This window comes from Bacillus sp. V26, assembly GCF_034296245.1.
In the GTDB taxonomy this organism is placed as follows: Bacteria; Bacillota; Bacilli; order Bacillales; family Bacillaceae; genus Bacillus; species Bacillus halotolerans.
Map to the genome: position 1 here is coordinate 427134 of NZ_JAXKQF010000002.1, position 22952 is coordinate 450085.

The window sequence follows — 22952 nt, forward strand, 5'->3', positions numbered from 1 at the left end:
ATATTCATTATGACTAGCGGATGGAGGGCAATGATCAGTGTTATGGATGGTATGGGCATTTTTACTCAAGCCTGTTATCGTGTTTTCGATTGCGTATATTTTGTTTCGGCTTGCCGGAAAAAAAGCCGTGTCACAAATGAACAATTTTGATTTGCTTTTGACCTTTGCAATCGGAACCATCATCAGTGAGCCGATCCTCACATCCAAGCTGCCGATGTCTATTTATTACGCAGGCGCCTTTTTATTGCTTTATCTTCTGATGAGCAAGCTTGCTCTTTCTAATAAGTGGAGATGGCTGCTGGTGGTCAGTCCGACAGTGTTAATCCGGAACGGGGATATCGATGAGCGTGGACTCAAAAAAGAGAGGCTGACCGTCAATGAGCTGCTCGGAAAACTGAGAGAAAAGGGCTATGCTGATCCGGCTGATATTGATCTTGCCATCATTGAAGAAACGGGAGAAGTAAGCGTGATCCCGACAGAAGAAGCGAGAGCAGTGCAGGTGCGGGATTTGAATATGGAGGCTGAACGGAACTTTATCCCGATCCCCCTTATATTGGACGGCGAGATCCTTGATCACAATTTGAAGTACCTTCAAAAAGACCGAAGCTGGCTGTTTGAAAAACTTAAGGAAAAAGGGCACAGCCCAAAACAGCTGTCTTTGGTCACGCTCGGCACGTTAAATGACCGCGGTGACATTTCACTCGATTTGAATACATCCAACGACGCGCACCATGATCCGTATTTGTACAAGCCTGGAAATAACAATTAAATGTGCTGCCGACATTCTTTGGCGCTTTTTTGATAGATTAGATTGTGCCTTCTGCAAAGGAAATGTTCCCCCTTACGTCAAAATGTACTCATAAGTAAGGAGGGAATGGAACATGAGGGACTTATTTATTAGAAAAGACATGGCGCCGACAGTCAGTCTGCTGTATTCCGCAGTGGAAGAAAACAGCCTCCGTCTGGCATCCATTGTTAGCCGCATGACTCACAGAGAGCTATATTATAAGAAGGGCTGGCAAACAAAAAACAGCACGGCACAGCTGCTGCAGCATATTGCAAATGTTGATATCAGATGGGTGTGGCGCATAAAGGAGAATCGGGTCCCTGAACATATTGAAGACATTTACGGCCCGATGACAGATGAAAGCGGACGATTGCCCGAACCAAAGAATCAGCCGGGGTTAGAAGAACTTTTGACAAGACATCAACATGTCGTAAACGAGCTGAAATCGGTATGTAAGACCTTGATCGAGAACGATTTGCATCAAACGCTTTCTTACGAGGGTGACAAGGCAACAGTAAGATGGGGGATATGGCATATGGCGGATCATAATCGCTATCATCAAGCTCATATTGAAGCCCTTAAAAAAGAATGGAAGCAGGATATGATCAAAAATGGGCGCTGAAACGAAGCTTGTGACCGAACGGATTCGTTTGCGCTGTATGGAGGACCGGGATCAAGAATCTTTACTTGAGCTTTTCAGCGACCCTGAGGTGATGAAATATTATTCCGGTTTAAAAGATAAACGGCAAACCCGCGAGTGGATCGCTTGGAACAAAAGAAATGAAAAAGGGTACCGGGTCAGTCTCTGGATCGCCGAAGACATACAGACGGGGGATTTTTTAGGCCAATGCGGAATCGTGCCTCAGCAAACCGAAAATGAAACGGCAATGGAAATCGGCTATATGTTTGCCCGCCGGCACTGGGGAAACGGCTATGCGCAAGAAGCGGCCAAGGCCTGCCTGGACTATGGTTTCAAGGAGCGGCAGTACGGCAAAATTGCGGCTTTGATTGACCCGGATAACAAAGCGTCTTTACGGGTGGCAGAGAAAATCGGCATGCTTTACAGCCGGACGATCAGAAAATGGAATAAACCGATCGCTGTGTATGAAAGAAAATCTTACAATTGAAGACAGCGTCGAGGTGTAGTATCATAAAACCAGATAAAGTTTTCTAGGGTTCCGCATGTTAATTGACATGGACTGGTCCGAGAGAAAACACATATGCGCATCATAACAGCGCATATGCACACGGAGGGAAAAAAGCCCGGGAGAGTCAAGCTCATTATGAGTCGACTGTCCGGGGTTTTTTTGTTTTCGGAGAATTTTATTGCATAAATAGAAAGGAATGATGTGATATGAAATGGGGATTGGTTGTGCTAGCCGCCGTGTTTGAGGTTGTTTGGGTTGTGGGCTTAAAGCATGCTGACTCAGTCTTAACATGGAGCGGAACTGCCGTCGGTATCATAGTTAGCTTTTATTTGTTAATGAAGGCGACAGCCAGCCTGCCGGTCGGTACCGTATACGCCGTCTTTACAGGCCTTGGCACGGCAGGAACGGTGATGAGTGAAATGTTTCTGTTTCACGAACCGGTCGGATTGCCGAAGCTTTTGTTAATCGGCGTGCTCTTAATCGGTGTGATCGGATTGAAGCTTGTGACACAGGATGAGGCTGATGAAAAAGGAGGCGAGGCATAATGCTTCATTGGATCAGTTTAGTAGGCGCTGGATTTTTGGAAATGGCAGGCGTCGCACTTATGAATCAATTTGCGAAAGAAAAAAGTGCGAAATGGGTGGTGCTGATCATTATCGGTTTTGCTGCCTCATTTTCCTTATTATCATTTGCTATGGAAACCATTCCGATGGGCACCGCTTACGCCGTTTGGACAGGAATCGGCACCGCGGGCGGGGCGCTTATCGGCATTCTCTTTTACAATGAGCCGAAAGACGCCAAACGGATCTTCTTTATCGCATTAATCTTGTGCTCAGCCGTCGGTTTAAAAATTCTGTCATAAATTGATTTTTATCAAATCTTCAGTATAATGGATAATTAGTTTAGACTTACAAAGATAAGAGGGATTATTCATGAAATCATATATGACCCAGCGGTTAAATGAATACCGTGACGGAAATGAAGATAAAGGGCGCCTCTTGGTCAGCTGTCCCGATCAGCCGGGAATTGTTGCTGCGGTTTCTGCGTTTTTATTAGAACATGGCGCCAATATTATTGAATCCAATCAATATACGACAGATCCTGAAGGCGGGCGTTTTTTCCTGAGAATTGACTTCGACTGTGAGGGCATTCAGGAAAAAAAAGAAAAACTCCAGGACGCGTTTTCGTCTATTGCGGATACATTCGACATGACGTGGAGCTTAACGATGGCCAGCGAACTGAAGCGTGTCGCTATTTTTGTATCAAAGGAGCTTCACTGTCTGCATGAGCTCATTTGGGAATGGCAAACAGGCAATCTCATGGCGGAAATCGCGGTTGTCATCAGCAACCATGAAGATGCGAGAGACCTTGTTGAACCGCTGAACATTCCATTCCACTATTTAAAAGCGAACAAAGATATCAGAGCGGAAGTTGAGAAACAGCAGCTTGAACTGCTGGAGCAATATGATATTGATGTGATCGTTCTTGCTCGCTACATGCAGATCTTAACGCCTGATTTTGTGTCGGCTCATCCGAATCGAATCATCAATATCCACCATTCCTTCCTGCCTGCTTTTATCGGTGCCAATCCGTATAAACGTGCTTATGAGCGGGGGGTCAAATTGATTGGCGCAACTTCTCACTATGTCACAAATGACCTTGATGAAGGGCCGATCATTGAACAGGACATTGAGCGTGTTGACCACCGCGACAATGCCGACGCGCTGAAAAATATCGGCAGAACGATTGAACGCAGCGTTCTTGCCCGCGCTGTGAAATGGCACCTGGAAGACCGCGTCATCGTTCACGAAAATAAAACCATTGTCTTTAACTAGACTGCCAGACGCCCGCGGAATGCGGGTTTTTTGATGTAGAAAAAACCTTGACAAGAGGCTTTTTTCTTTGCATAATATAAAAAAATCATTGAGCGTTGAAGAGGATTAGTAAGCAGACCTTTCTGTGACAGAGAGCAAAATGAGTGGCTGAAACATTTTGCCGCATGAAACCTGCCGAACCTGCCTCGGAGTCTTAGGGGGAAAACCTAGGCGCATAACCTGGCGTTACAGGGAAGCGGAACGTGCTGAAGTGCGTTCAAACAAGGTGGTACCACGGAAACCCATTTCGTCCTTATTAATGAGGATGAAATGGGTTTTTTTATTGTAAGTTGGCTGGCGAAGAGCCGCGGAGGAGAATAAATGAAAAAACAAAGAATAGTAGTGAAGATAGGAAGCAGTTCGCTTACAAATAGCAAAGGAAGCATTGATGAGGTAAAAATCAGAGAACACGTTCAGGCAATTTCTCTTTTGAAAAAAGCGGGGCATGAAATGATTTTGATTACCTCGGGAGCAGTAGCGGCGGGGTTTTCCAGTCTCGGTTATCCGTCCCGTCCTGTTACCCTCAAGGGAAAGCAGGCGGCAGCCGCGGTCGGACAAACACTGTTAATGCAGCAATACATGAATCAATTTAAACAATACTCACTTACCCCGGGACAAATCCTTTTGACGAGAAATGATTTTTCGAAGAGAGAGCGGTATCGAAACGCGTATGCAACGATTATGGAATTGCTGGAGCGCGGTGTTATCCCGGTTATTAATGAAAATGATTCTACGTCTGTTGAAGAATTGACTTTTGGCGACAATGATATGCTCTCTGCTTTGGTCAGCGGATTAATTCATGCAGACCAGCTCATGATCCTGACTGACATTAACGGGCTGTATGATGCCAATCCAAATGAAAATCCTGATGCGAAACGATTTGATTATTTGCCGGAGATCACCCCTGAATTGCTGGGTTACGCGGGTTCAGCCGGATCAAAGGTCGGCACGGGCGGTATGAAATCAAAGCTGTTAGCTGCACAAACCGCACTGTCTCTTGGGGTCAAAGTGTTCATCGGAACAGGCAGCGGCGAACAAAAGCTGGCGGATATTTTAAACGGCAGGGGAGATGGGACTTATATCGGCGACAAGGAGCTATCCTCAGTCAACAATACGAGACAATGGATTCAATTCCACTCGCCGATATCAGGGGAAATCGTCATTGACGCGGGTGCCGAAGAGGCGATGGTTCATAACGGAAGCAGTCTTTTACCGGCTGGCGTAGTGGGCGTGAACGGGAGCTTTCCAAAAGGGGCTGTCGTGGAAGTCCGGGGACCGGGCGGTGTGATCGGCAAAGGCCAGACCCATTACTCATCTGAGGAGATTATGGAGGCAAAAGGCAAACGAAGCAATGAGCTTGATTTTGACAAAACGTTTGAGGTCATTCACAGGAATGACTGGGTCAACTTAAAAGACTAGGGGGCGGAAAAATGAGTGAAGTTTCTGTAAAAGCGAAGCTGGCGAAAGAAGCAGCAGCTGAAATGATGATGAAAACAACGGCTGAAAAAAATGAGGCGCTCAGTCTCATTGCAAATGGACTCCGTAAAGAATTGGATTTTCTCTTATCGGAAAATGCAAAAGACATTGAGAACGGAAAAGCAAATGGGTTAACACCCGATGTCATTGACCGTCTCACGCTGGATGAGAAACGCATACGCGACATCGCAGACGCGGTAGAGCTATTGATTGATCTGGCTGACCCAGTCGGCGAATCTCTTGAAACAATTAAAAAAGAGAACGGCCTGTTTATTGAAAAAATCCGTGTGCCGCTCGGTGTTGCCGGAATGATTTACGAGGCGAGGCCAAACGTCACAGTTGACGCGGCTACCCTTTGCCTGAAAACAGGAAATGCGGTTGTCCTGCGGGGGAGCTCCTCAGCCATTCACAGCAACAAAGCACTCGTCAGTGTTATTCACAGAGCGCTTGAGCAATCAGCGCTTCCAATCAACGCTGTGCAGCTGATTGAGGATACGAGCAGAGAGACAGCAAAAGAACTCTTTACGTTAAATGACGGATTGGATGTATTGATTCCGCGCGGAGGAAAAAAACTGATCGATCTCGTTGTAAGAGAATCAACAGTCCCGGTATTAGAAACCGGAGCTGGCAACTGTCATATTTTCATAGATGAAACGGCAAATCAGCAAATGGCTGAAAAGATTGTCATAAACGCCAAAACGCAGCGCCCTTCCGTGTGCAACGCGATTGAATCACTGCTGATCCACAAAGCGTGGGCAGAGCAGCACGGAAAAGAATTGCTGACGCAGCTGGAAAAAGCGGGAGTTGAAATCCGCGGCGATGAATTCGTATGCGGGCTTCATTCTTCAAGCAAACAGGCGTCAGAAGAAGATTGGGGAACGGAATACTTAGGGCCTGTCATCAGTGTAAAGACGGTTGAAAGTGTACAGGAAGCTGTGCAGCATATCCAGAATTACGGCACTAATCATTCTGAAGCCATTTTAACTGAAAACGATCAGCATGCGGCTTACTTTCAAACGGCTGTAGACGCCGCCGCGGTCTATCATAACGCGTCGACCCGTTTTACCGATGGCTTTGAATTTGGCTACGGAGCAGAAATCGGCATCAGTACACAAAAGCTTCATGCAAGAGGACCGATGGGGCTTCCTGCATTAACTTCTACAAAATATATCATTAAAGGAACAGGACAAATTCGCAAATAGCACGATGTATTCTCTAAAAGGCTTATCTCTCAAGGAGGTAAGCTTTTTTTATGAATAAAAAAATTGACACGCTAAATTTAATTGTGTACAATTTAATTGTGTAAAACAAAAGGGGAGGAATACAATATGAGTCAGCCATTATTTACAGCATCCGTTTCAGCGATAGGAGGAAGAGAAGGTAAAATTATTTCCTCAGACCGCGTTCTTGAGATGGATGTCGCAATGCCGGGTACTCCAAGAGCGAAAAAGCTGGAAAAAGCGACAAATCCAGAGCAGCTGTTTGCGGCAGGCTATGCAGCATGTTTTGACAGCGCGCTTCAGCTGGTGGCAAGAAAAGAACGGCTGAAAATTGAAACTGAGGTTACAGCCCAAGTGAGCCTTTTAAAAGATGAAGCAGATCAGGGCTTTAAACTGGGTGTGACGTTGCAGGTGAAAGGATCAGGAGTTAGTGCACCAGAATTGAAAACACTCGTCCAAAAAGCGCACGGTGTCTGCCCTTATTCAAAAGCAACCTCCGGAAATATCGATGTCACATTGGAAGTCGCTGAATAAAAAATGAGGATGCCTCACATAGGGCATCCTCATTTTTTATGGTGCAGCGTTTCAAGCAATGTATATAGAGCCGATTTTAAGTGTTTCAATTCCTCGCCGGACTGGCCTGAGAGTGCCAGAATTGTTCCCGGAATATCAGCCGCTTTTTCTTTTAATAGCTTTCCGTTCTCTGTCAGGCTGATCATCACCGACCGCTCATCCTCTTCAGATCTTTTTCTTATAATCAATTCCTGCTGCTCCATCCGTTTCAGCATCGGTGTCAGCGTTCCGGAATCCAAATACAGAAGCTCGCCCATTTTTTTGACGGAAAGTGTTTCGTGTTCCCACAATAAAAGCAAAGCCAAATATTGAGGGTATGTCACATTCAGCTTTTCAAGCAGCGGCTTGTACTGCTTTGTCATCTCCCGCGAACTCGCATAAAGCAAAAAACAAAGCTGATTCTCCAATTTCATATGGTCAAATTCATTTTCCATCTGTGTTCACCAACTCTTTCTGACATTACATACTATTGTAGCTGAAAAACATCACTTTTCCTATTCTCGGCAAACAAAACATGTTTAAAAAGATTTGTATGGGAAATATAACAACTAAAGACAAATAAGGAGGCTGAAAACAAATGGCACTATTTACAGCAAAAGCCACCGCTCGCGGCGGACGTGCAGGACATATTCAATCAGATGACGGGGTACTCGATTTTGACATTGTCATGCCTAATGCAAAAAAAGAAGGACAAACCGGAACAAACCCGGAACAGCTCTTTGCCGCAGGCTATGCAGCATGCTTTGGCGGCGCGCTTGAACACGTGGCCAAAGAACAAAATATTGACATTGATTCAGAAATTGAAGGACAGGTCAGCCTCATGAAGGATGAAAGTGACGGCGGCTTTAAAATCGGAGTCACACTTGTCGTCAATACAAAGGGATTGGATCGGGATAAAGCCCAAGAGCTTGTCGAGGCTGCTCATGAATTTTGTCCTTATTCAAAAGCAACAAGAGGAAATGTTGATGTGAAATTAGAATTAAAATAATTTGCAGCATCCTGAGAGTTCTCAGGATGTTTTTTTGATATGAACGGATTGGTTATGATCTTTTCGAAGTGTGAATACATGTAGTATAGGTGGATTCAGACTAGAGAAAAGGTGAGCGAATGAATAGACCGAAACTGTCAGTTTGTATGATTGTCAAAAATGAAGAACGTCATATTGTCCGCTGTTTAGAAAGCGTGCAGCATATTGCTGATGAAATCATTGTCGTTGATACCGGATCAAACGATCAAACAGTAGAAATTTGCAGAAGTTTTCATGCTCAGGTCTATCATCATCAATGGACACAGGATTATTCGCAGTCAAGAAACATCAGTTTACAGCATGCCAAGGGTGAGTGGATTTTGATTTTGGATGCAGATGAAGAGTTAGACGTGGATACGGGAAGCTTGCTGCGTTCACTGCTGAATGACTGCAGGCAGTCCCTTGGTTACGTAAAGGTTATAAACTATACGGGAAAACAATGGGATGAAAACGAAGCATTTGAACAAATGCAGATCAGGCTGATACGGAATCAGCGGAAGATAGCGTTTAAGGGAAGAATTTGCGAAAAGCCCGTGGGTGAGGAGGCAAGCGGCGCTTTCTCTCTCCCTTGTGTTATTCACCATTACGGCTATCTGGAGCAGGAGGCAAAGTGTAAGCATAAACGTAATTTAAGCATATTGAATACAGAATTATTGACGTCATATGACGACCCGCTTCTCATTTATCAGAAAGCAGCTGAGTACGACAGAGGCGGTGAACAAAGCAAAGCCATCCGCCTGGCAATGAAGTGCATAAATGAATGTAACAGCAAAAAGCAAATGCCTCCCGCGGTTTTATATTATATCAAGTTTAAACTCTTCATTGATTTTGAACGGTATGAAGAAGCTGAGCGGGATATTGATGAAGCACTGCGGCATTATCCGGATTACAGCACCCTTTACTACTACAAAGGGATAATGAAGTATCAGCTTAAAAAAGTCAGAGAAGCGAGTACAGCATTTGAATCCTGTCTGCAAACGCAAGGTGAACACCATCAGTACGTACAGGTTAAAGGAGCCGCTGATTTTCGATCCCTTTGCTGGCTGGGCGTCTGTCACGCTGAATTGCATCAATATATGACAGCAGTTTTATATTTGCAAAAAGCGCTGAAAGCAAACCCGGGGTGTACTCAGGCACAGCAGCTGCTCAGTGAATTAACAAAGGATCAGGCCGTGCATGCCTGATCCTTTAATATTCTTTTTTATGGTCAACATCCCGCCATGCTTGAAACGGAGATAAATGCTCCGCGAGAGTCACGTGATAAAAGGGGATCGTTCTTTCTTCAGCAGGTTTATCGATTTCTTCATAAATGAATGAATCATCAAAACCGGCTTCAGCAGCATCTGTATGCTCAGCAGCATAGTAAACGGCTTTCGGCCGGGCCCAGTAGATGGCGCCTAAGCACATGGGGCAAGGCTCGCAGCTCGTATACAACATGCAGTCATCAAGCTGGTATGTCCCAAGCGCTTTACAGGCGTTTCGAATAGCAGTTACTTCCGCATGGGCAGTCGGATCATTGCTTGTAGTGACGTTGTTCTGTCCTTCGGCTATAATGGCCCCGTCCTTCACGATAACGGCTCCGAAAGGCCCGCCGATTCCAGCAATCACTCCTTCACGAGCAAGCTCGACAGCCCGCTTTAAAAACGTTTCATGATTCATCCCATACCCTCCCAGTCGATCGAATGATATAAGTATAGCCGAAAAGAAGTGCAAAAAACATTCTCAAAAAAATGAAAAATAAACAAAATATTTGGGGGATTTGCTAAGATGAAAAAAAGGGAGGGGAGCATATGCTGCATTTGTATATTGCCAGGCATGGACAGACACATTGGAACGTAGAAAAAAGGATGCAGGGCTGGCTGGATTCTGGTGTAACAGAACTTGGACTGTACAATGCCCGCGCTCTTGGAGAACGGCTGAAGGATATTGAATTCAATCAGGTTTACATCAGTCCGAGCAAGCGGACAGAAGAGACGGCAAAAGCTATATTGGGATCGCGCCGCCTGCCGCTGGTGAAAGATCGTATATTCAGAGAAATGTCGCTGGGGCCATGGGAAGGGAAAAAACAAGAGGAAATTGAAAGAGACGAACCTGATCTTTTTCATGCTTATTTTCATCATCCTGAAGCATATCACCAGCCGGGATGTGAAACGTTTTTTGACCTCGAAAGCCGGGCAAGGCTGGCTCTCCAATCGATTTTAGACAGCCATTCTTCCGGGAATATTCTTCTGGTTACCCATTCTGTCTTTATATTAATGCTGTTAAATATCATAAAGGGAAGAAGCATTCATGACATATGGAATTCTGCTTACATACATGATACGTCTTTGAGCCTTGTGGCATTTGATAAAAACGGAACAGCCAAAATACTAAAAGAAGGGGATGGGGAGCATCGAAAACCGATTTCTGTTTTCTAAAAGAAAAACCATCTGCATTTGCAGATGGTTTTCGTATTATACAAGCTGTGTCTGCTTAGCTCTTGCCTGTTTCGCCGCTTCAACCATATTTTTTAAGGCTGCGACTGTTTCTTCCTGCTGTCTTGTTTTTAAACCGCAGTCAGGATTTACCCAGAAACGGTCAGTCGGACATACGGCAAGCGCATCAACGATAATGTTGTACATTTCCTCAGTTGACGGGACACGGGGACTGTGAATGTCATAAACACCAAGCCCAAGCCCTTTCAAATACGGATGGTCTTTTAAGTAATCCAAAAATCCTCCGTGGCTTCTGCTGTGCTCGATCGTAATGACATCAGCGTCAAGATCATTGATCGTATCGACGATGTCTTCGAAGTTGCTGTAGCACATATGTGTATGAATTTGTGTTTCATTTTTCACGGAAGAGGTTGTTAATCTGAATGCTTCGGCAGCCCAAGTCAAATACTCATCCCAATCACGGGTTTTTAACGGAAGGCCTTCACGCAGAGCTGGCTCATCGACTTGAATGATTTGAATGCCCGCGTCTTCAAGCGCTTTTACTTCTTTGCGGAGGGCGAGTCCGATTTGGAATGCGATTTCTTTTCTCGAGATGTCGTTCCGAGGGAAAGACCAATTTAAAATCGTAACAGGACCTGTCAGCATTCCTTTTACATGCTTGGATGTTAACGATTGAGCGTATACAGTATCTTTCACTGTCATCGGTTCAATGAACTCTACATCTCCATAAATGACCGGCGGGCGTACACAGCGTGAACCGTATGATTGAACCCAGGCGTACTTCGTAAAGGCGAAGCCGGCCAGCTTTTCACCAAAGTATTCAACCATGTCTGTCCGTTCAAATTCACCGTGAACAAGAACATCAAGATCCAATTCCTCCTGAATATCAATCCATCTTTTCGTCTCCGCATTGATAAAGTTTTGGTATTGTTCATCAGACCACTCGTTTTTCCGCCATTTTTGGCGTGCGCTGCGTACTTCAGCAGACTGCGGGAAGCTTCCGATTGTTGTTGTCGGCAAAAGCGGGAGTCCGAGAGATTCATTTTGCAGGGCTAAGCGTTCTTCAAACGGAATCGGGCGCTTGAAATCTTTATCGCTTAATTGTTCCAGCTCTTTCTTTTGTTCAGAATGGGCTCCTGTTGCAAATTGTTTGAGCGCTTTGATGTCCGCTTTCGCTTGCTGGATTTGTTCACTGATAGCGGCTTTTCCTGATACTAAGCCTTCTTTTAAAGCTGTCAGCTCTGCCAGTTTTTCTTTCGCGTAGGACAATCCGTTCAGCAGATCCTGTTCCAAATGCTCGTCTGGGTGTTTCGCTACCGGAACATGAAGCAGGCTGCTGGAAGGCTGAATCCACAATTCATCAACCTGTGCAATGCTGAGGATATGAAGCACGGTATCCAGGCGTTCTTCAAGATCCGCTTTCCAAATGTTGCGTCCGTCTATGACACCGGCTGCCAGCACTTTATCTTTGGGAAAGCCGTGGGTCTTAAGCTGTTCCAGGTTTCTGCCTTTATCATGAACGAAATCAAGCCCGATGCCATGTACAGGATAAGAAATGAGCTCCTCATAAGCATCAACAGAATCGAAATACGTTTGCAAAAGCACATTCAAGGAAGAAAGCTCATTTGTGATGCTCTCGAATAACTCTTTTACGCCGCGTACATCCTCAGCTGAAGCGGTGACAAGCGCAGGTTCATCAATTTGAACCCATTTTACGCCTTCTTCTTCAAGCTCTTTTAAAAGCTGTACATATAACGGCACGAGACGTTTTTGAATTGCTTTTGCTTCAGATGGCTCGTAGCCTTTTGCGAGCGTGACGAACGTATAAGGGCCGACGATAACAGGTTTTGTTTCAACGCCGTACTCCTGTTTGATTCGGCGGTAATCTTCAAGCTGTTTGTTTCTTGTCAGGCGAAACTCTAGGCTCTCGTCATATTCAGGCACGATGTAATGGTAGTTTGTATTAAACCATTTTGTCATTTCACTTGATACGGCATCTTTTATTCCGCGGGCGATGGCGAAGTATGTATCTGTACTGTCAGTCAGGTGTCTGAAGCGTTGCGGGATCCAGTTGAAACTGACCGCAGTGTCAAGAACATGATCATACTGTGTGAAATCAGAAACAGGCACAACATCAATCTGCTGGTCAATTTGCGTTTTCACTGCGGATAAGAATAATTCATCGATTTGCTTCAAAAACGTATCTTTATCGCTGTTTCCTTTCCAATACGCTTCAAGCGATTTTTTCCATTCTCTGTTCAGTCCGATTCTTGGAAATCCTAAATTTGATGTTTTGATTGTTGTCATTGTTTCTCCTCCTTTATATGTAAAACACTCTTGTTGACCCGCGGATACAGGCTGTTAAGAGGTTTTCTCACAACTAAAAAGCCTCTTTCCCATGAGAGAAAGAGGCTTTTTTGCAAAACATACAGCCTCTCTCATCTCTCAGAAACAATCTGATGGAATTAGCACCGTGCCTTAAGAGATATAAATCTCGGCGCGAAAATCAGTGCGCCCCATTTCACAATGGAATTACGGTCGGTTGCTGTTGGGGTCAAAAGGCCAATCCCTCGCCCAACTCTCGATAAGAGAAAATGTTATTAATTTTTTGAAAAGTTGAATCATTTGTTGGTAATCTTAACAGCAATTCAAATTCATTGTCAACAAAGATTTTGAATTTTTTTTTACAAATTACGGTATATATTATATGAGAAAAATATTATTATAGGGTCAGTAAATGTGACTGCTCTGCTTTCTCTGACAGCTCATCAGGAGCGGTTAAATACAGGAATCCATTCCCGGCCAATGTTTTTGCGATATCGAGCGGAAGTGTCCTGCGGATCAGCTGTGCATAAAGCTCAGATTCTGAGAGCTCTCTTTGAAAAGATTCTTCTTCAAAGCTTTTAATTAAAGCAAGCGCTCCGCTGACATGAGGGGCAGCCATTGAAGTGCCGGTTAGCTTCCCGTATTTCTTGTTGGGAAGAGTGGATAAAATGTTTTCACCAGGTGCAACAAGATCAATCTCTTTGTTTGCGTTTGAAAATTCTGACGATTCTCGCGCTACTGAAACAGATCCAACCGCAATTACATCATTATACGCAGCAGGATAGGAAAGCTCCTCTGTGCGTTCGTCGCCGTCACCTTCATTTCCCGCAGCACAAACGACTAGCACTCCGTTTTTGACGGCGTTTTTGACCGCTTCCTCCAGTTCAGGCACATCGCTGGGTCCGCCAAGGGACATTGAGATGATATCAGCCTTTTGCTCAACAGCATAGTTAATGCCGTTAATAATCCATTCGTACTTTCCGCTGCCGTTTTCACCGCCAAGCACCTTTACAATTAAGAGGCTTGCCTCAGGCGCAACCCCGGCGATGCCGCCGTTTGAATCGTTAGCCGCAATCGTTCCGGCAACATGTGTGCCGTGTCCGTTGTAGTCGGAAATGGCATCTTCCTTGCCGCCATCATCATCTGTGAAATTCTTTCCGCCGATGATTTGGTTTTTCAAATCGGGATGGCTCGTATCGCAGCCGGTGTCCAATACAGCAATTTTTACGTCTTTGCCTTTAACCCCTTTTGCCCACACTTCTGGCGCCTTAATCACTTTAATACCCTCAGGAAGCTCGTTCACATCCATGATCTGCTCATTCGTCACATACGGGATCAAGCGGATTTCACCATTCATAAAAAAGCCCTCCTTTTTTATGCTTGCAAGTGGATACAAGGGTGTTATCTCACATTATATGAAATAAGCAGCCGCTCGGACAGAGTCGTTTGAAGCATTTTGAAAAAATAGGATACAATCCAATGGATTAGTAATTTTCAAAATAATGGATGTCTCTAGCGTGTATGGCTGGGATTCAGCTGTCAGTCAAGTTATAATAGAAGTTGGGAAAGGAGCAGTGTGATGAAACTGAATGAAAAAATATTTGCGTTTTTTTCTGAGCATGTAGAACAAATGGCCGAGGAATGGATTGACACAATGGAGGAAAGCGATCCGAATTCGATTTATGCCTTACATAATGCAACTGTAACTGAGGAGCTGAAAGAGCAGGACAGAGAGTTCTACCGGCATCTGAATTACATGTATGTTTTACCGGAAAAACAATTTCTCGATGAATTTCAACAATGGGTTATTGAGCTGACGAATGATCAAAAACATCTTGATACCCCGGTGCAATACGTCATCCGTGAGTTTATGAGAAACCGAAGATTATATACGAAGTATTATGAGAAGTTCGCAGAAGAAAACGAGTCGGCATTTGGACCGGGAGAGAAACAAAAATGGGCCGATTTGATTGTGAAAGTTTTTGATTTTACCATTTATACATTCGTCGATCACGCTGAATCGAATGCAAAACAGCAATTAAATGCCCAGAGAGAAATGATACTGGAATTAAGCTCGCCTGTCATTACTCTGAGCAAAACGACAGCTCTGCTGCCGCTTGTCGGTGATATTGATACTGAACGGGCAAAGTTTATTCTTGAGAACACGCTTAATGCATGTGCGAAAAGACGCGTTGAGCATCTGTTGATCGATCTTTCAGGTGTCGTCGTTGTTGATACAATGGTGGCGCATCAAATCTTTAAATTGATTGAGGCGCTTACTTTAATCGGTGTCAGATCCACATTGTCTGGAATCAGACCAGAAATTGCGCAAACCGCTGTACAGCTTGGAATTGATTTTACGAACATTAATATTAAAACCAATCTTGCCCAAGCATTGAACTATCATCAATAATAAAAAAGCCGCTATTTTAGGGACTGACCCCCGTTTTTGAGACAGGGATCAAAGCACCTTTTATACAGCCAATTGCCGATAGCTTATCGGTGATTGGCTGTTTAGTTTCGTTTGAATACGAATGTTGTTATAATAATAAATGTATTCTTTGACAGTGCGTTCTACGATGGCGGTCGTGGTTCGATTAATGCTGTTAAGATAGAACGTTTCAGACTTTAGTGAGGAATGAAACGATTCGATGGAGGCATTATCAGCGAGCGTCCCTTTGCGGGACATGCTCATGGTAATGCCTTTTGTTTTAACAGCTTTCTGATACTCATAAGATGTATACACAGATCCTTGGTCACTATGTAACACGCATTTCCTTTTTTAATATAGCTGTAATTTTTCGATATCCATATCGATACTTGTGCTCTCGGCACAACGTGCCGATTTGTTTTTCCAAATGGCACTTGGGATGATCTTTCATCAGGTTCTTCTTCCAACGATAATAAGACGCTCGTGAGATACCTAAATGAACACAGATATTCTGTACGGTCATTGTGCCGTGCAATACTTCTACAAGTTCAACTGACGTTTGGCTATCAACTTCCTTTCCAATTCGTTGTACTTCTTTAAAACTTCATTTTGTTGTCTCAGATAACGGTTCTCTGCCTGCAGTTTCTCTAATTCGGAAGAATACTCCGGACCTTTTCCGTAAGTGTATTGCTTACCAACAGGCTGTTCAAATCGATGTGTATCCCCAGCCTTATGCCATCTAACCCATGTCTGAATCTGTGTCTTATTCTTAATTTTTAATTTCTCCATGATCTCTTTCATAGGCACGCCTGCCAATCTCATTTCTACAGCCTTCTGCTTAACTTCAACCGGATAACTCACTCTTGTCCCCATAGAAAAAACACCTCCAAGTCTAATTTCGGCTAACAATCATCCGTTTTCAAACTTGAAGGTGTTTTTTATTTGTCTCATCTTATGGGGTCAGTCCCTTAACATAGCGGCTTTTTTTATGAGGTAAAACATAAAGACGAAAGAAAAGATCCTGCGAATAACAAGAGAATGAGGAAAAAGAACAGCCAGTCGCGCGGGCTGACGGTAAGCGACCGGTAATACGTCCGGTTTCGGCTGCCTGTAAATCCTTTTGATTCCATCGCAAGAGCTGTTCGTTCCGCTTTTCTGATCGCGCTTGCTAATAGCGGGATGGTATAGCGCTTTAACGCGCTTATTTTTTCTTTTAAGCCATTTTCCGCCGCTCCGCCTCGGATTTTATGTGCCTGCTGGATCAGCTGGACCTCCTCTTTTAACAGAGGGAGAAAACGAAATCCGGCAATGACGCCGTATGCAAGCTTCGGGGACAGCTTGCACTGCTGCACAAGACTCAGCATAAATAAAATCGGATCGGTTGTAAAAACAAACATCATTGATAAGGCAGAAAAGCACAAAATCCGAAACCCGAGCGAGATGCCGACAGCCACATTTTCACTGTTGATCGAAAAAGGGCCGGCTTGAAACAGAAAATTATCTGCGGTCGTCGGAATCTTGCCGAAAACAGCGGCTGTCCATACGCAGCCGAATGCTAAAATCAAAAACGGAATCGTGAACAAAAGCCATTTTTTCAGCGGTATTCTGGCCGCAAACAGGACACCCGCAACAATCATGATATAAAAGCACGCAGGTGTGTAAGGATTGTAAATAAACGACAGCATGACGACACAGCAAAAAACCGCCGCTGCTTTTACTGCCGGGTTAATGAGATGTAACGGCTGCTTCATCACGCACCTCCTGCTGGTATGTCATCCATTCATATCGAAGGGGGAGGGTGAGCTTTGCTTTTTGGACGAGCTCGGCTTCCCTGGAAAATAATTGTTCCGGTGTTCCGTCAAAGGCCAAATGTGCGCCGTGAAGCACAAGCACGCTGTCGGCATATGAAGATACAAGCTCCATATCGTGTGTGATCATGAGGACAGCGGTGCCTTCTGTCTGGATATGCTGAATCATCTCCATGCATTCAGCGGCTGTTTTGGCGTCTTGGCCAAAGGTCGGTTCGTCTAAAAGCAAAACCTTTACATCGTGCATCAGCATGGTGGCGACACTCAGCCGCCGTTTTTGCCCTTGGCTGATCGCAAACGGATGGTGGTCCGTCAAATGTGCAAGGCTGAAACGCTGCAGCAGATTCTGCGCTTTTTTCTCGGTTTCGGCATTTGCCGCATGGCCGAACAGCAGCTCATCATATACTGTGTCAGTCACAAACTGGTGCTCTGGATTTTGGAAAACCAATCCCATTTGTTTGCGAAGCTCTTTTTCTTTGTAAGACTCCAGCGGCTTATCATGCAGAAGAATCTTGCCGCTTTTCGGTTTGAGCAAACGGGCGAGAACAGACAACAGCGTAGATTTTCCTGTGCCGTTTGGCCCGACAAGTGCCGTCAAAGAGCCTGCACGCAATGAAAAACTGATGTCTTTGAAAATGGTCTGCTGTCCTCTTGAAAACGATAAGTTCTGGACCTGCACTGCGTGTTTAGCAGAAAGAACCGCCGCTTCTTCAGCAGGCCCAGCAGGGAAGGGTTCCTTGAACAGCGTTTCTTTTGACAATGTAAACGGTATGCTCACCTTTTCTTGTAAGCCACAAATTTTCGGCACAGCGATTCCCATTGTTCTTAACATGTTTGAGTGATGCTGAAACATATCCTTAGTTGGACCGTCTAAGGCTTTCTTGCCTGCTCCATCCAGTACGATTGTTCTTTCAACCCAAGGCGCCCACTCATCAAGCTGATGTTCGATCACGAGAAGGCCGAAGCCTTTTTTCTGCTGAAGCTCTTTGATCATTTGAACGAATTCCCGTGCTGAATAAGGGTCTAAAAGGGAAGTCGGTTCATCCAGAATAATGAGCTCAGGCTCCATTGCCAAAATACAGGCGAGCGCGACTTTTTGCTTCAGTCCCCCTGACAGAGTAGAAATTGTTTTTTCCTTTACATGACTGATATGTAATTTTTCCAGAACTGCATCAATTTTTTTCGCCATTTCTTCTTGGGGGACTTGCAGATTTTCCAATCCAAAGGCGATTTCATCCTCCACTGTCAGCATACAAAACTGCTGCTCAGGGTCCTGAAAGACGACTCCGACATGCTGAGCGATTGTTTCAGAGGTTTCAGCGTCAGTGATCGGTTTTTGAAATAAGAATACATGCCCAGACAGCATCCCGTCGCAAGCTTCAGGGTAAAGCCCGTTTAAACAGAGGGCCAGCGAGCTTTTTCCGCACCCGCTCGGCCCTAACAATAAAGCGCACTCTCCTTTTTGAAGCTCAAACGTTATATCCTGAAAAATCGGTTTCTCGTTTTCTTCATATGAAAAGCTAAGCCGGTCAACCGAAAGCAACTTGTTATAGGCTTGCATGATTTGATACCCGTTTCCGTTTCTTTTTCAGTTCCTTTCCGAGTGCCATTCCGTTTAAGACACCCGTATATGCGAGAGAATCGCTGACAGCTTTTCCGAGAAGGCCGGCCAGGACCGCACCTGAAACGAGACGGATCACAAGCATAATGAGAAGATAGCCCGGTGAGTACGCCGCATAACCGGAAACAAAGAAATCATAAATAAAGCTGGACACCGAAGATCCCATACCCGCCAGAAGCAGCACAGGAAGGGAATATGCTTTCCAGCGTGTCGCAAGAAATACAGCTTCTGCTCCGAGACCTTGAACAATGCCGATAACGATAACCATCGGGCCTGAAGGATTTCCCAGCAAACATTCAACGAGAGCTGCGATGATTTCTGAAACAAGGGCCGCGCCCGGTTTACGAATGATGTACGCGGCAATCACCGACACGATAAACCAAATGCCGTAAATCGGTTCATAAGCGATGGGCCCGAACATCCCTGCAAGTACGTTTCCGAAATGGGTGAATACTAAATAAACAATGCCAAAAACAATACTGATAACAGACATGATGACAATTTCTTTTACTTTCCAGCTTTTCATTTTATCCCTGCTTTCTGTTTTCTTGATGGACTGTTTGCCGAGAAGTTCACGGTCATTGTGACATGGGCTGTTTGCTGATTTGCCATGTGGAAAGCGGTTTCCAGTGTCCGGAACACGTCGTGTGCATCTCCGTCTACCTCACTTGCGTAATGAACACCCTGTACGAAGGTGCCGTCAGCCTTAGCGATTTCAACAGCTTTCATGATAATGTCCATATAATTCGGCTCATTCATCGGATAAAGTGCAAATTGGCATGGAGCCTCTGCTTTCAGGTCGTGAACAGATTCTTCATTGACTCGCTTTTCATCTGCTGTCAGATATGTATCTCCTTGTGTATCGCCCGGGCAGCCGATGGAAAACGTCCCGTTCATGACAATGTGCTTTTCGCTATTTGCTGCATACAGGTAGATGGCTTTAGCGGCGTCGAATACATGAGCGATCGATCCGCGCAAAACTGTACTGATATGATCGGTCTTTGTCCAAACCTTTGACGTATCCGTTTTTTTCAGCGCAGACTTGATCACACTGATAAAATCATCTGTCATCGGGTATAAAGAGAACCGAAATCCGGCGATTCTGCTTGTACCGCATAAGTTGTCCATTTTTCTGACCTCCTGTTTTTTTGGTAAAATAAAAAACTGCATATCCTTAGGGAATATGCAGTCATAGATCGAGTAAGCGCACGAAAAAATACACCTTTCGGTCAACCTGCACTTCCCCACGCTGGTATTATCCAGATCGGGTCATAAGGGATCAAAGCGCGTTTTTGCGCGCTTTATCTCAGCCATAACAGCACCCCTAGTGCTTTCCGTATACAATTTTTTATTTTGACATCATAATAGATGATAAGAATCATTTTGTAAACAATGAAATCATTTTTTTCATATAGGAACATGAGAGGATGATCGGAATTGGAAAAAGGGCACATATTAATTGTGGAAGATGAAGAAAAAATCGCGAGGGTCCTTCAGCTTGAATTGGAATATGAAGGATACAGCGTCACCATCAAACATAATGGCTCTGAAGGACTTAACGCGGCCACGGAAGGTTCGTATTCCCTATTGCTGCTCGATGTCATGCTGCCAGGCTTGAGCGGGCTTGAAGTGCTGCGCCGGCTGAGGAAAACAGATCAAGAGACACCGGTTATTTTATTAACAGCCCGCGACAGTGTTCCAGATAAGGTAACGGGGCTTGACATCGGTGCGAATGACTATGTCACCAAGCCGTTTGAAATTGAAGAATTGCTTGCCAGAATCAGAGCGGCACTCCGCCAAACCGGAAGCAAAACAGAGGATATCGGCACATTTTTGACATATGACGATTTGCAGGTGAACGAGAAAACACGTGAAGTCAGACGGGGAGACAAAGAGGTTGAATTAACGCCCCGGGAATTTGATTTGCTCGTCTATATGCTGAAGCATCCGCAGCAAGTGCTGACGAGAGAGCAAATTCTCAGCTCTGTATGGGGGTTTGATTACATCGGTGATACAAATGTCGTCGACGTGTACATAAGATATATCAGAAAAAAATTGGACTATCCTTACGAAAAACAGCTGATTCATACCGTGCGCGGGGTCGGCTATACCATTAAGGGGTAAATGATGAAGCTGAAGACAAAGATTCATCTTTATACATCCATTTGGCTGTTGATTTTATTAGTATTGGTTCATACTGCGGTCTATCTCATTTTTTCATCGGCACTCACCTCAAAGGATGCGGCCCGTCTTGCCGATGAAACGGACAATATCGCCGAAGCTCTTCATACCGCCGAAACACAAGGAGTGGCTTTGCAGGATATGCTGCAGGCCTATCTTCCGGCAAATGGAATGGTGCGGGTAATGAGTGCGGATCGGAAAGCCGTCATGACCATTACAAAGGAAAAAGCATATAAAGACTTCCCTCTTTCTTTTCACAGCGGGGAAACGACAGACGTGACAAAGCATGAAGGCAAACTGTTTGCAGCAGCAGCTGTCCCGGTCATTTGGACAGACGGACAAGTCGTATCTCTTCAGCTCGTGGAAAGGCTGGAGCATACAGAAGAGAGTCTTCTTCTGCTAAGAATCATCTTAATTGCGGCCAGCGCGGCTGTCTGTATCGCTTCCTTCTTTGCCGGCAGCTTACTCGCCCGCCATATCACCAATCCAATCAGACAATTGGTGTCAACGATGAAAGACATACAGAGAGATAAAGCATTCAAAACAATTTCTCTGGAAGGACAGTCGCACGACGAACTGTATCAAATGGGGCTGACCTTTAATGAGATGGCGAGCATGCTGAAAGATCACTACGACAAACAGCAGCAATTCGTCCAAGACGCTTCACACGAGCTGAAAACCCCGCTCACCATTATTGAAAGCTACAGCAACCTGATGAAACGCTGGGGGGCAAAAAAGCCTGAAGTGCTTGAGGAATCCATTGAAGCGATTCATTCAGAAGCGGTCCATATGAAAAAACTGACCAATCAGCTGCTTACGCTGGCCAAGACCCATAAAGAATTGGAGCTTGATCTGATAACGGTTGACCTGATCGAAGTGTCGCGCGCCGTCATACAAACACTCCAGCCGGTTTATAAACGCGACATCTTTCTCGAGACGGACAAGGAGAATTTGCTTGTAACGGCAGATGAAGAACGCATAAAGCAGCTGCTGACGATTTTGCTTGATAATGCCATAAAGTATAGTGACAAGGCCATTGTGATTTCCGCAGGAACCAATAACAGACGTCCGTTTTTGTCCGTAAGGGATGAAGGAATCGGCATACCTGAAGAGCATATCCCGCGCCTGTTTGAACGTTTTTACCGGGCGGATGAGGCGCGTAACCGCAAAACAGGCGGAACGGGTTTAGGTCTATCCATTGCCAAACATATTGCCGATGAGCATGGTATTGACCTGTCTGTAAAAAGCAAACCGGGACAGGGAACAAATGTCACGATGCAATTTAAAGAACGGAATGGGGGAGCGCTATGACAAAACGAATGAAAACAGGAGCTGCTGCGGCGGCAGCCGTTTTAGCCATTGTCATCTGCGCGGTTCTTATCATTCAGCAAACCCATGAGGACGTGCTGTCAAAGGAGGCAGTCATAAAAAAAGTAGAAACCTCCTATGAAGGCGACATCACAAAAGTGACGCAATCCAATGATAAAAAAACGTATGATATGACTCTGGAAAATCCAAAAGGAATTTATTTTCTAAAAGCTGATGCTAAATCGGGCGACATATTGTCAATGAACAGAGTGAAAAAGACGAACACATCTGAGATGACAGAAAAAGAAGCTGAGCAGCTCGCTCTGGTGCGGGTGCCGGGCACCGTCAAAAAACATACGCGAAAACACGGAGTTGCGTCGTATACCATTCAAAAAAATAATGGGGAAACATACGAAGTGAAGGTAGATATGAAGACAAAAGCGGTGGTGACCGCTGATAAAATCAGCAGCAAAGACAAACAAAAGACAACAATTTCGGAAAAAGAGGCAAAAGCCATTGCAGAGCGTGAGGCTGGAGGAAAAGCAGATGACGCCGATTTGGAAGAAAGCGAAGGCACTCTCCTGTTTGAAGTAGATGTTGATCTCCCGAATGACAAGGAAGCTACGGTGAAAATAAACGCCTATACCGGAAAAGTTTCTAATATTATCTATGAAGACTAATGGTTTTCTCATCAAATTCTCATCTTTCTCTCGTGTTCCTTTCATGTTGAGTGTGTAA

Annotated in this window: 24 protein-coding genes, 1 pseudogene and 3 riboswitches; of the genes and pseudogenes, 16 read left to right on the forward strand and 9 right to left on the reverse strand. The window is 44.8% G+C overall.

Going from position 1 to position 22952, the window contains the following annotated elements:
* The first annotated feature begins 37 nt into the window (after window positions 1-37).
* The 9 genes from UJ203_RS09550 (at window position 38) to UJ203_RS09590 (ending at window position 7039) form a co-directional block, all read left to right on the forward strand.
* A complete protein-coding gene (locus UJ203_RS09550) occupies window positions 38-769 on the forward strand; it encodes a DUF421 domain-containing protein (RefSeq protein ID WP_105990680.1) in 732 nt (243 codons plus the stop codon).
* 112 nt (window positions 770-881) lie between these two features.
* Window positions 882-1409 carry a DinB family protein gene (locus tag UJ203_RS09555; RefSeq protein WP_322010255.1) on the forward strand — a complete coding sequence of 176 codons (528 nt, stop codon included), beginning with the start codon at window positions 882-884 and terminating at the stop codon, window positions 1407-1409.
* Entirely contained in the window at window positions 1399-1914 is a 516-nt protein-coding gene (locus UJ203_RS09560) for a GNAT family N-acetyltransferase (protein WP_024121114.1), read from the forward strand. The genes UJ203_RS09555 and UJ203_RS09560 overlap by 11 nt, the downstream gene beginning before the upstream one ends.
* 32 nt (window positions 1915-1946) lie before the next feature.
* Window positions 1947-2059, forward strand: a riboswitch (guanidine-I (ykkC/yxkD leader).
* 82 nt (window positions 2060-2141) lie between these two features.
* Window positions 2142-2480 carry a DMT family transporter gene (locus UJ203_RS09565; protein WP_024121115.1) on the forward strand — a complete coding sequence of 113 codons (339 nt, stop codon included), beginning with the start codon at window positions 2142-2144 and terminating at the stop codon, window positions 2478-2480.
* Window positions 2480-2797: a multidrug efflux SMR transporter gene (locus tag UJ203_RS09570; RefSeq protein ID WP_322010258.1), complete on the forward strand. Its 318-nt coding sequence runs from the start codon at window positions 2480-2482 to the stop codon at window positions 2795-2797. The genes UJ203_RS09565 and UJ203_RS09570 overlap by 1 nt, the downstream gene beginning before the upstream one ends.
* Before the next feature lie 70 nt (window positions 2798-2867).
* A complete protein-coding gene (purU, locus tag UJ203_RS09575) occupies window positions 2868-3770 on the forward strand; it encodes a formyltetrahydrofolate deformylase (RefSeq protein WP_024121117.1) in 903 nt (300 codons plus the stop codon).
* Between the two features lie 360 nt (window positions 3771-4130).
* Window positions 4131-5228 carry a glutamate 5-kinase gene (gene proB, locus UJ203_RS09580; RefSeq protein ID WP_105953615.1) on the forward strand — a complete coding sequence of 366 codons (1098 nt, stop codon included), beginning with the start codon at window positions 4131-4133 and terminating at the stop codon, window positions 5226-5228.
* Between the two features lie 11 nt (window positions 5229-5239).
* A complete protein-coding gene (gene proA / locus UJ203_RS09585; RefSeq protein WP_322010261.1) occupies window positions 5240-6487 on the forward strand; it encodes a glutamate-5-semialdehyde dehydrogenase in 1248 nt (415 codons plus the stop codon).
* 126 nt (window positions 6488-6613) lie between these two features.
* On the forward strand, window positions 6614-7039 hold the full coding sequence (locus UJ203_RS09590; RefSeq protein WP_322010263.1) for an organic hydroperoxide resistance protein: 426 nt from the start codon (window positions 6614-6616) through the stop codon (window positions 7037-7039).
* A 29-nt stretch (window positions 7040-7068) separates the two neighbouring features.
* Here the strand turns inward: UJ203_RS09590 and UJ203_RS09595 are convergent, their stop codons facing one another.
* Window positions 7069-7512, reverse strand: coding sequence for a MarR family winged helix-turn-helix transcriptional regulator (locus UJ203_RS09595; RefSeq protein ID WP_105953612.1), 444 nt, complete (start codon window positions 7510-7512; stop codon window positions 7069-7071).
* Window positions 7513-7655: 143 nt separating this feature from the next.
* Between UJ203_RS09595 and UJ203_RS09600 the strand changes: the two genes are divergently transcribed.
* Together UJ203_RS09600 and UJ203_RS09605 are read left to right on the forward strand one after the other, a co-directional pair.
* On the forward strand, window positions 7656-8066 hold the full coding sequence (locus UJ203_RS09600; protein WP_024121122.1) for an organic hydroperoxide resistance protein: 411 nt from the start codon (window positions 7656-7658) through the stop codon (window positions 8064-8066).
* Between the two features lie 119 nt (window positions 8067-8185).
* Window positions 8186-9289, forward strand: a complete 1104-nt coding sequence (locus tag UJ203_RS09605; RefSeq protein WP_322010267.1) for a glycosyltransferase — start codon at window positions 8186-8188, stop codon at window positions 9287-9289.
* A gap of 4 nt (window positions 9290-9293) precedes the next feature.
* On the opposite strand, the gene UJ203_RS09610 is transcribed toward UJ203_RS09605, so the two are convergent.
* Window positions 9294-9764 (reverse strand): nucleoside deaminase, encoded by a 471-nt coding sequence (locus tag UJ203_RS09610; RefSeq protein WP_322010269.1) that lies wholly within the window; start codon window positions 9762-9764, stop codon window positions 9294-9296.
* A 131-nt stretch (window positions 9765-9895) separates the two neighbouring features.
* Between UJ203_RS09610 and UJ203_RS09615 the strand changes: the two genes are divergently transcribed.
* Complete coding sequence (locus tag UJ203_RS09615; RefSeq protein WP_322010271.1) at window positions 9896-10522, forward strand: histidine phosphatase family protein; 627 nt, start codon at window positions 9896-9898, stop codon at window positions 10520-10522.
* A gap of 36 nt (window positions 10523-10558) precedes the next feature.
* Here the strand turns inward: UJ203_RS09615 and metE are convergent, their stop codons facing one another.
* Both metE and isp read right to left on the reverse strand, forming a co-directional pair.
* Window positions 10559-12847, reverse strand: a complete 2289-nt coding sequence (metE, locus tag UJ203_RS09620) for a 5-methyltetrahydropteroyltriglutamate--homocysteine S-methyltransferase (protein ID WP_322010273.1) — start codon at window positions 12845-12847, stop codon at window positions 10559-10561.
* A 128-nt stretch (window positions 12848-12975) separates the two neighbouring features.
* A riboswitch (SAM riboswitch) is annotated at window positions 12976-13131 on the reverse strand.
* 131 nt (window positions 13132-13262) lie between these two features.
* Window positions 13263-14222, reverse strand: coding sequence for a serine protease Isp (isp, locus tag UJ203_RS09625; RefSeq protein WP_024121126.1), 960 nt, complete (start codon window positions 14220-14222; stop codon window positions 13263-13265).
* 222 nt (window positions 14223-14444) lie between these two features.
* Between isp and rsbRB the strand changes: the two genes are divergently transcribed.
* Window positions 14445-15278 carry an RsbT co-antagonist RsbRB gene (gene rsbRB / locus UJ203_RS09630; RefSeq protein ID WP_044156176.1) on the forward strand — a complete coding sequence of 278 codons (834 nt, stop codon included), beginning with the start codon at window positions 14445-14447 and terminating at the stop codon, window positions 15276-15278.
* 60 nt (window positions 15279-15338) lie between these two features.
* Here the strand turns inward: rsbRB and UJ203_RS09635 are convergent.
* The 5 genes and pseudogenes from UJ203_RS09635 to UJ203_RS09655 form a co-directional block, all read right to left on the reverse strand.
* Window positions 15339-16169: pseudogene (locus UJ203_RS09635) on the reverse strand (IS3 family transposase).
* Window positions 16170-16282: 113 nt separating this feature from the next.
* Window positions 16283-17047, reverse strand: coding sequence for a CbiQ family ECF transporter T component (locus UJ203_RS09640; RefSeq protein ID WP_322010277.1), 765 nt, complete (start codon window positions 17045-17047; stop codon window positions 16283-16285).
* Window positions 17022-18665, reverse strand: a complete 1644-nt coding sequence (locus tag UJ203_RS09645; protein ID WP_322010279.1) for an energy-coupling factor transporter ATPase — start codon at window positions 18663-18665, stop codon at window positions 17022-17024. The genes UJ203_RS09640 and UJ203_RS09645 overlap by 26 nt, the downstream gene beginning before the upstream one ends.
* A complete protein-coding gene (locus UJ203_RS09650; RefSeq protein WP_101860626.1) occupies window positions 18652-19251 on the reverse strand; it encodes an ECF transporter S component in 600 nt (199 codons plus the stop codon). The genes UJ203_RS09645 and UJ203_RS09650 overlap by 14 nt, the downstream gene beginning before the upstream one ends.
* Window positions 19248-19853: a YkoF family thiamine/hydroxymethylpyrimidine-binding protein gene (locus tag UJ203_RS09655; RefSeq protein WP_322010282.1), complete on the reverse strand. Its 606-nt coding sequence runs from the start codon at window positions 19851-19853 to the stop codon at window positions 19248-19250. The genes UJ203_RS09650 and UJ203_RS09655 overlap by 4 nt, the downstream gene beginning before the upstream one ends.
* A 96-nt stretch (window positions 19854-19949) precedes the next feature.
* A riboswitch (TPP riboswitch) is annotated at window positions 19950-20061 on the reverse strand.
* A 101-nt stretch (window positions 20062-20162) separates the two neighbouring features.
* On the opposite strand from UJ203_RS09655, the gene ykoG reads away from it, so the two are divergent.
* From ykoG to UJ203_RS09670, 3 genes are read left to right on the forward strand one after another with little or no spacing between them, the layout of a single operon-like run.
* Window positions 20163-20849 carry a two-component system response regulator YkoG gene (ykoG, locus tag UJ203_RS09660; protein WP_024121132.1) on the forward strand — a complete coding sequence of 229 codons (687 nt, stop codon included), beginning with the start codon at window positions 20163-20165 and terminating at the stop codon, window positions 20847-20849.
* A 3-nt stretch (window positions 20850-20852) separates the two neighbouring features.
* Window positions 20853-22217 (forward strand): HAMP domain-containing sensor histidine kinase, encoded by a 1365-nt coding sequence (locus tag UJ203_RS09665; protein ID WP_322010286.1) that lies wholly within the window; start codon window positions 20853-20855, stop codon window positions 22215-22217.
* Window positions 22214-22894, forward strand: a complete 681-nt coding sequence (locus UJ203_RS09670) for a PepSY domain-containing protein (RefSeq protein WP_322010288.1) — start codon at window positions 22214-22216, stop codon at window positions 22892-22894. The genes UJ203_RS09665 and UJ203_RS09670 overlap by 4 nt, the downstream gene beginning before the upstream one ends.
* Window positions 22895-22952: the final 58 nt, after the last annotated feature.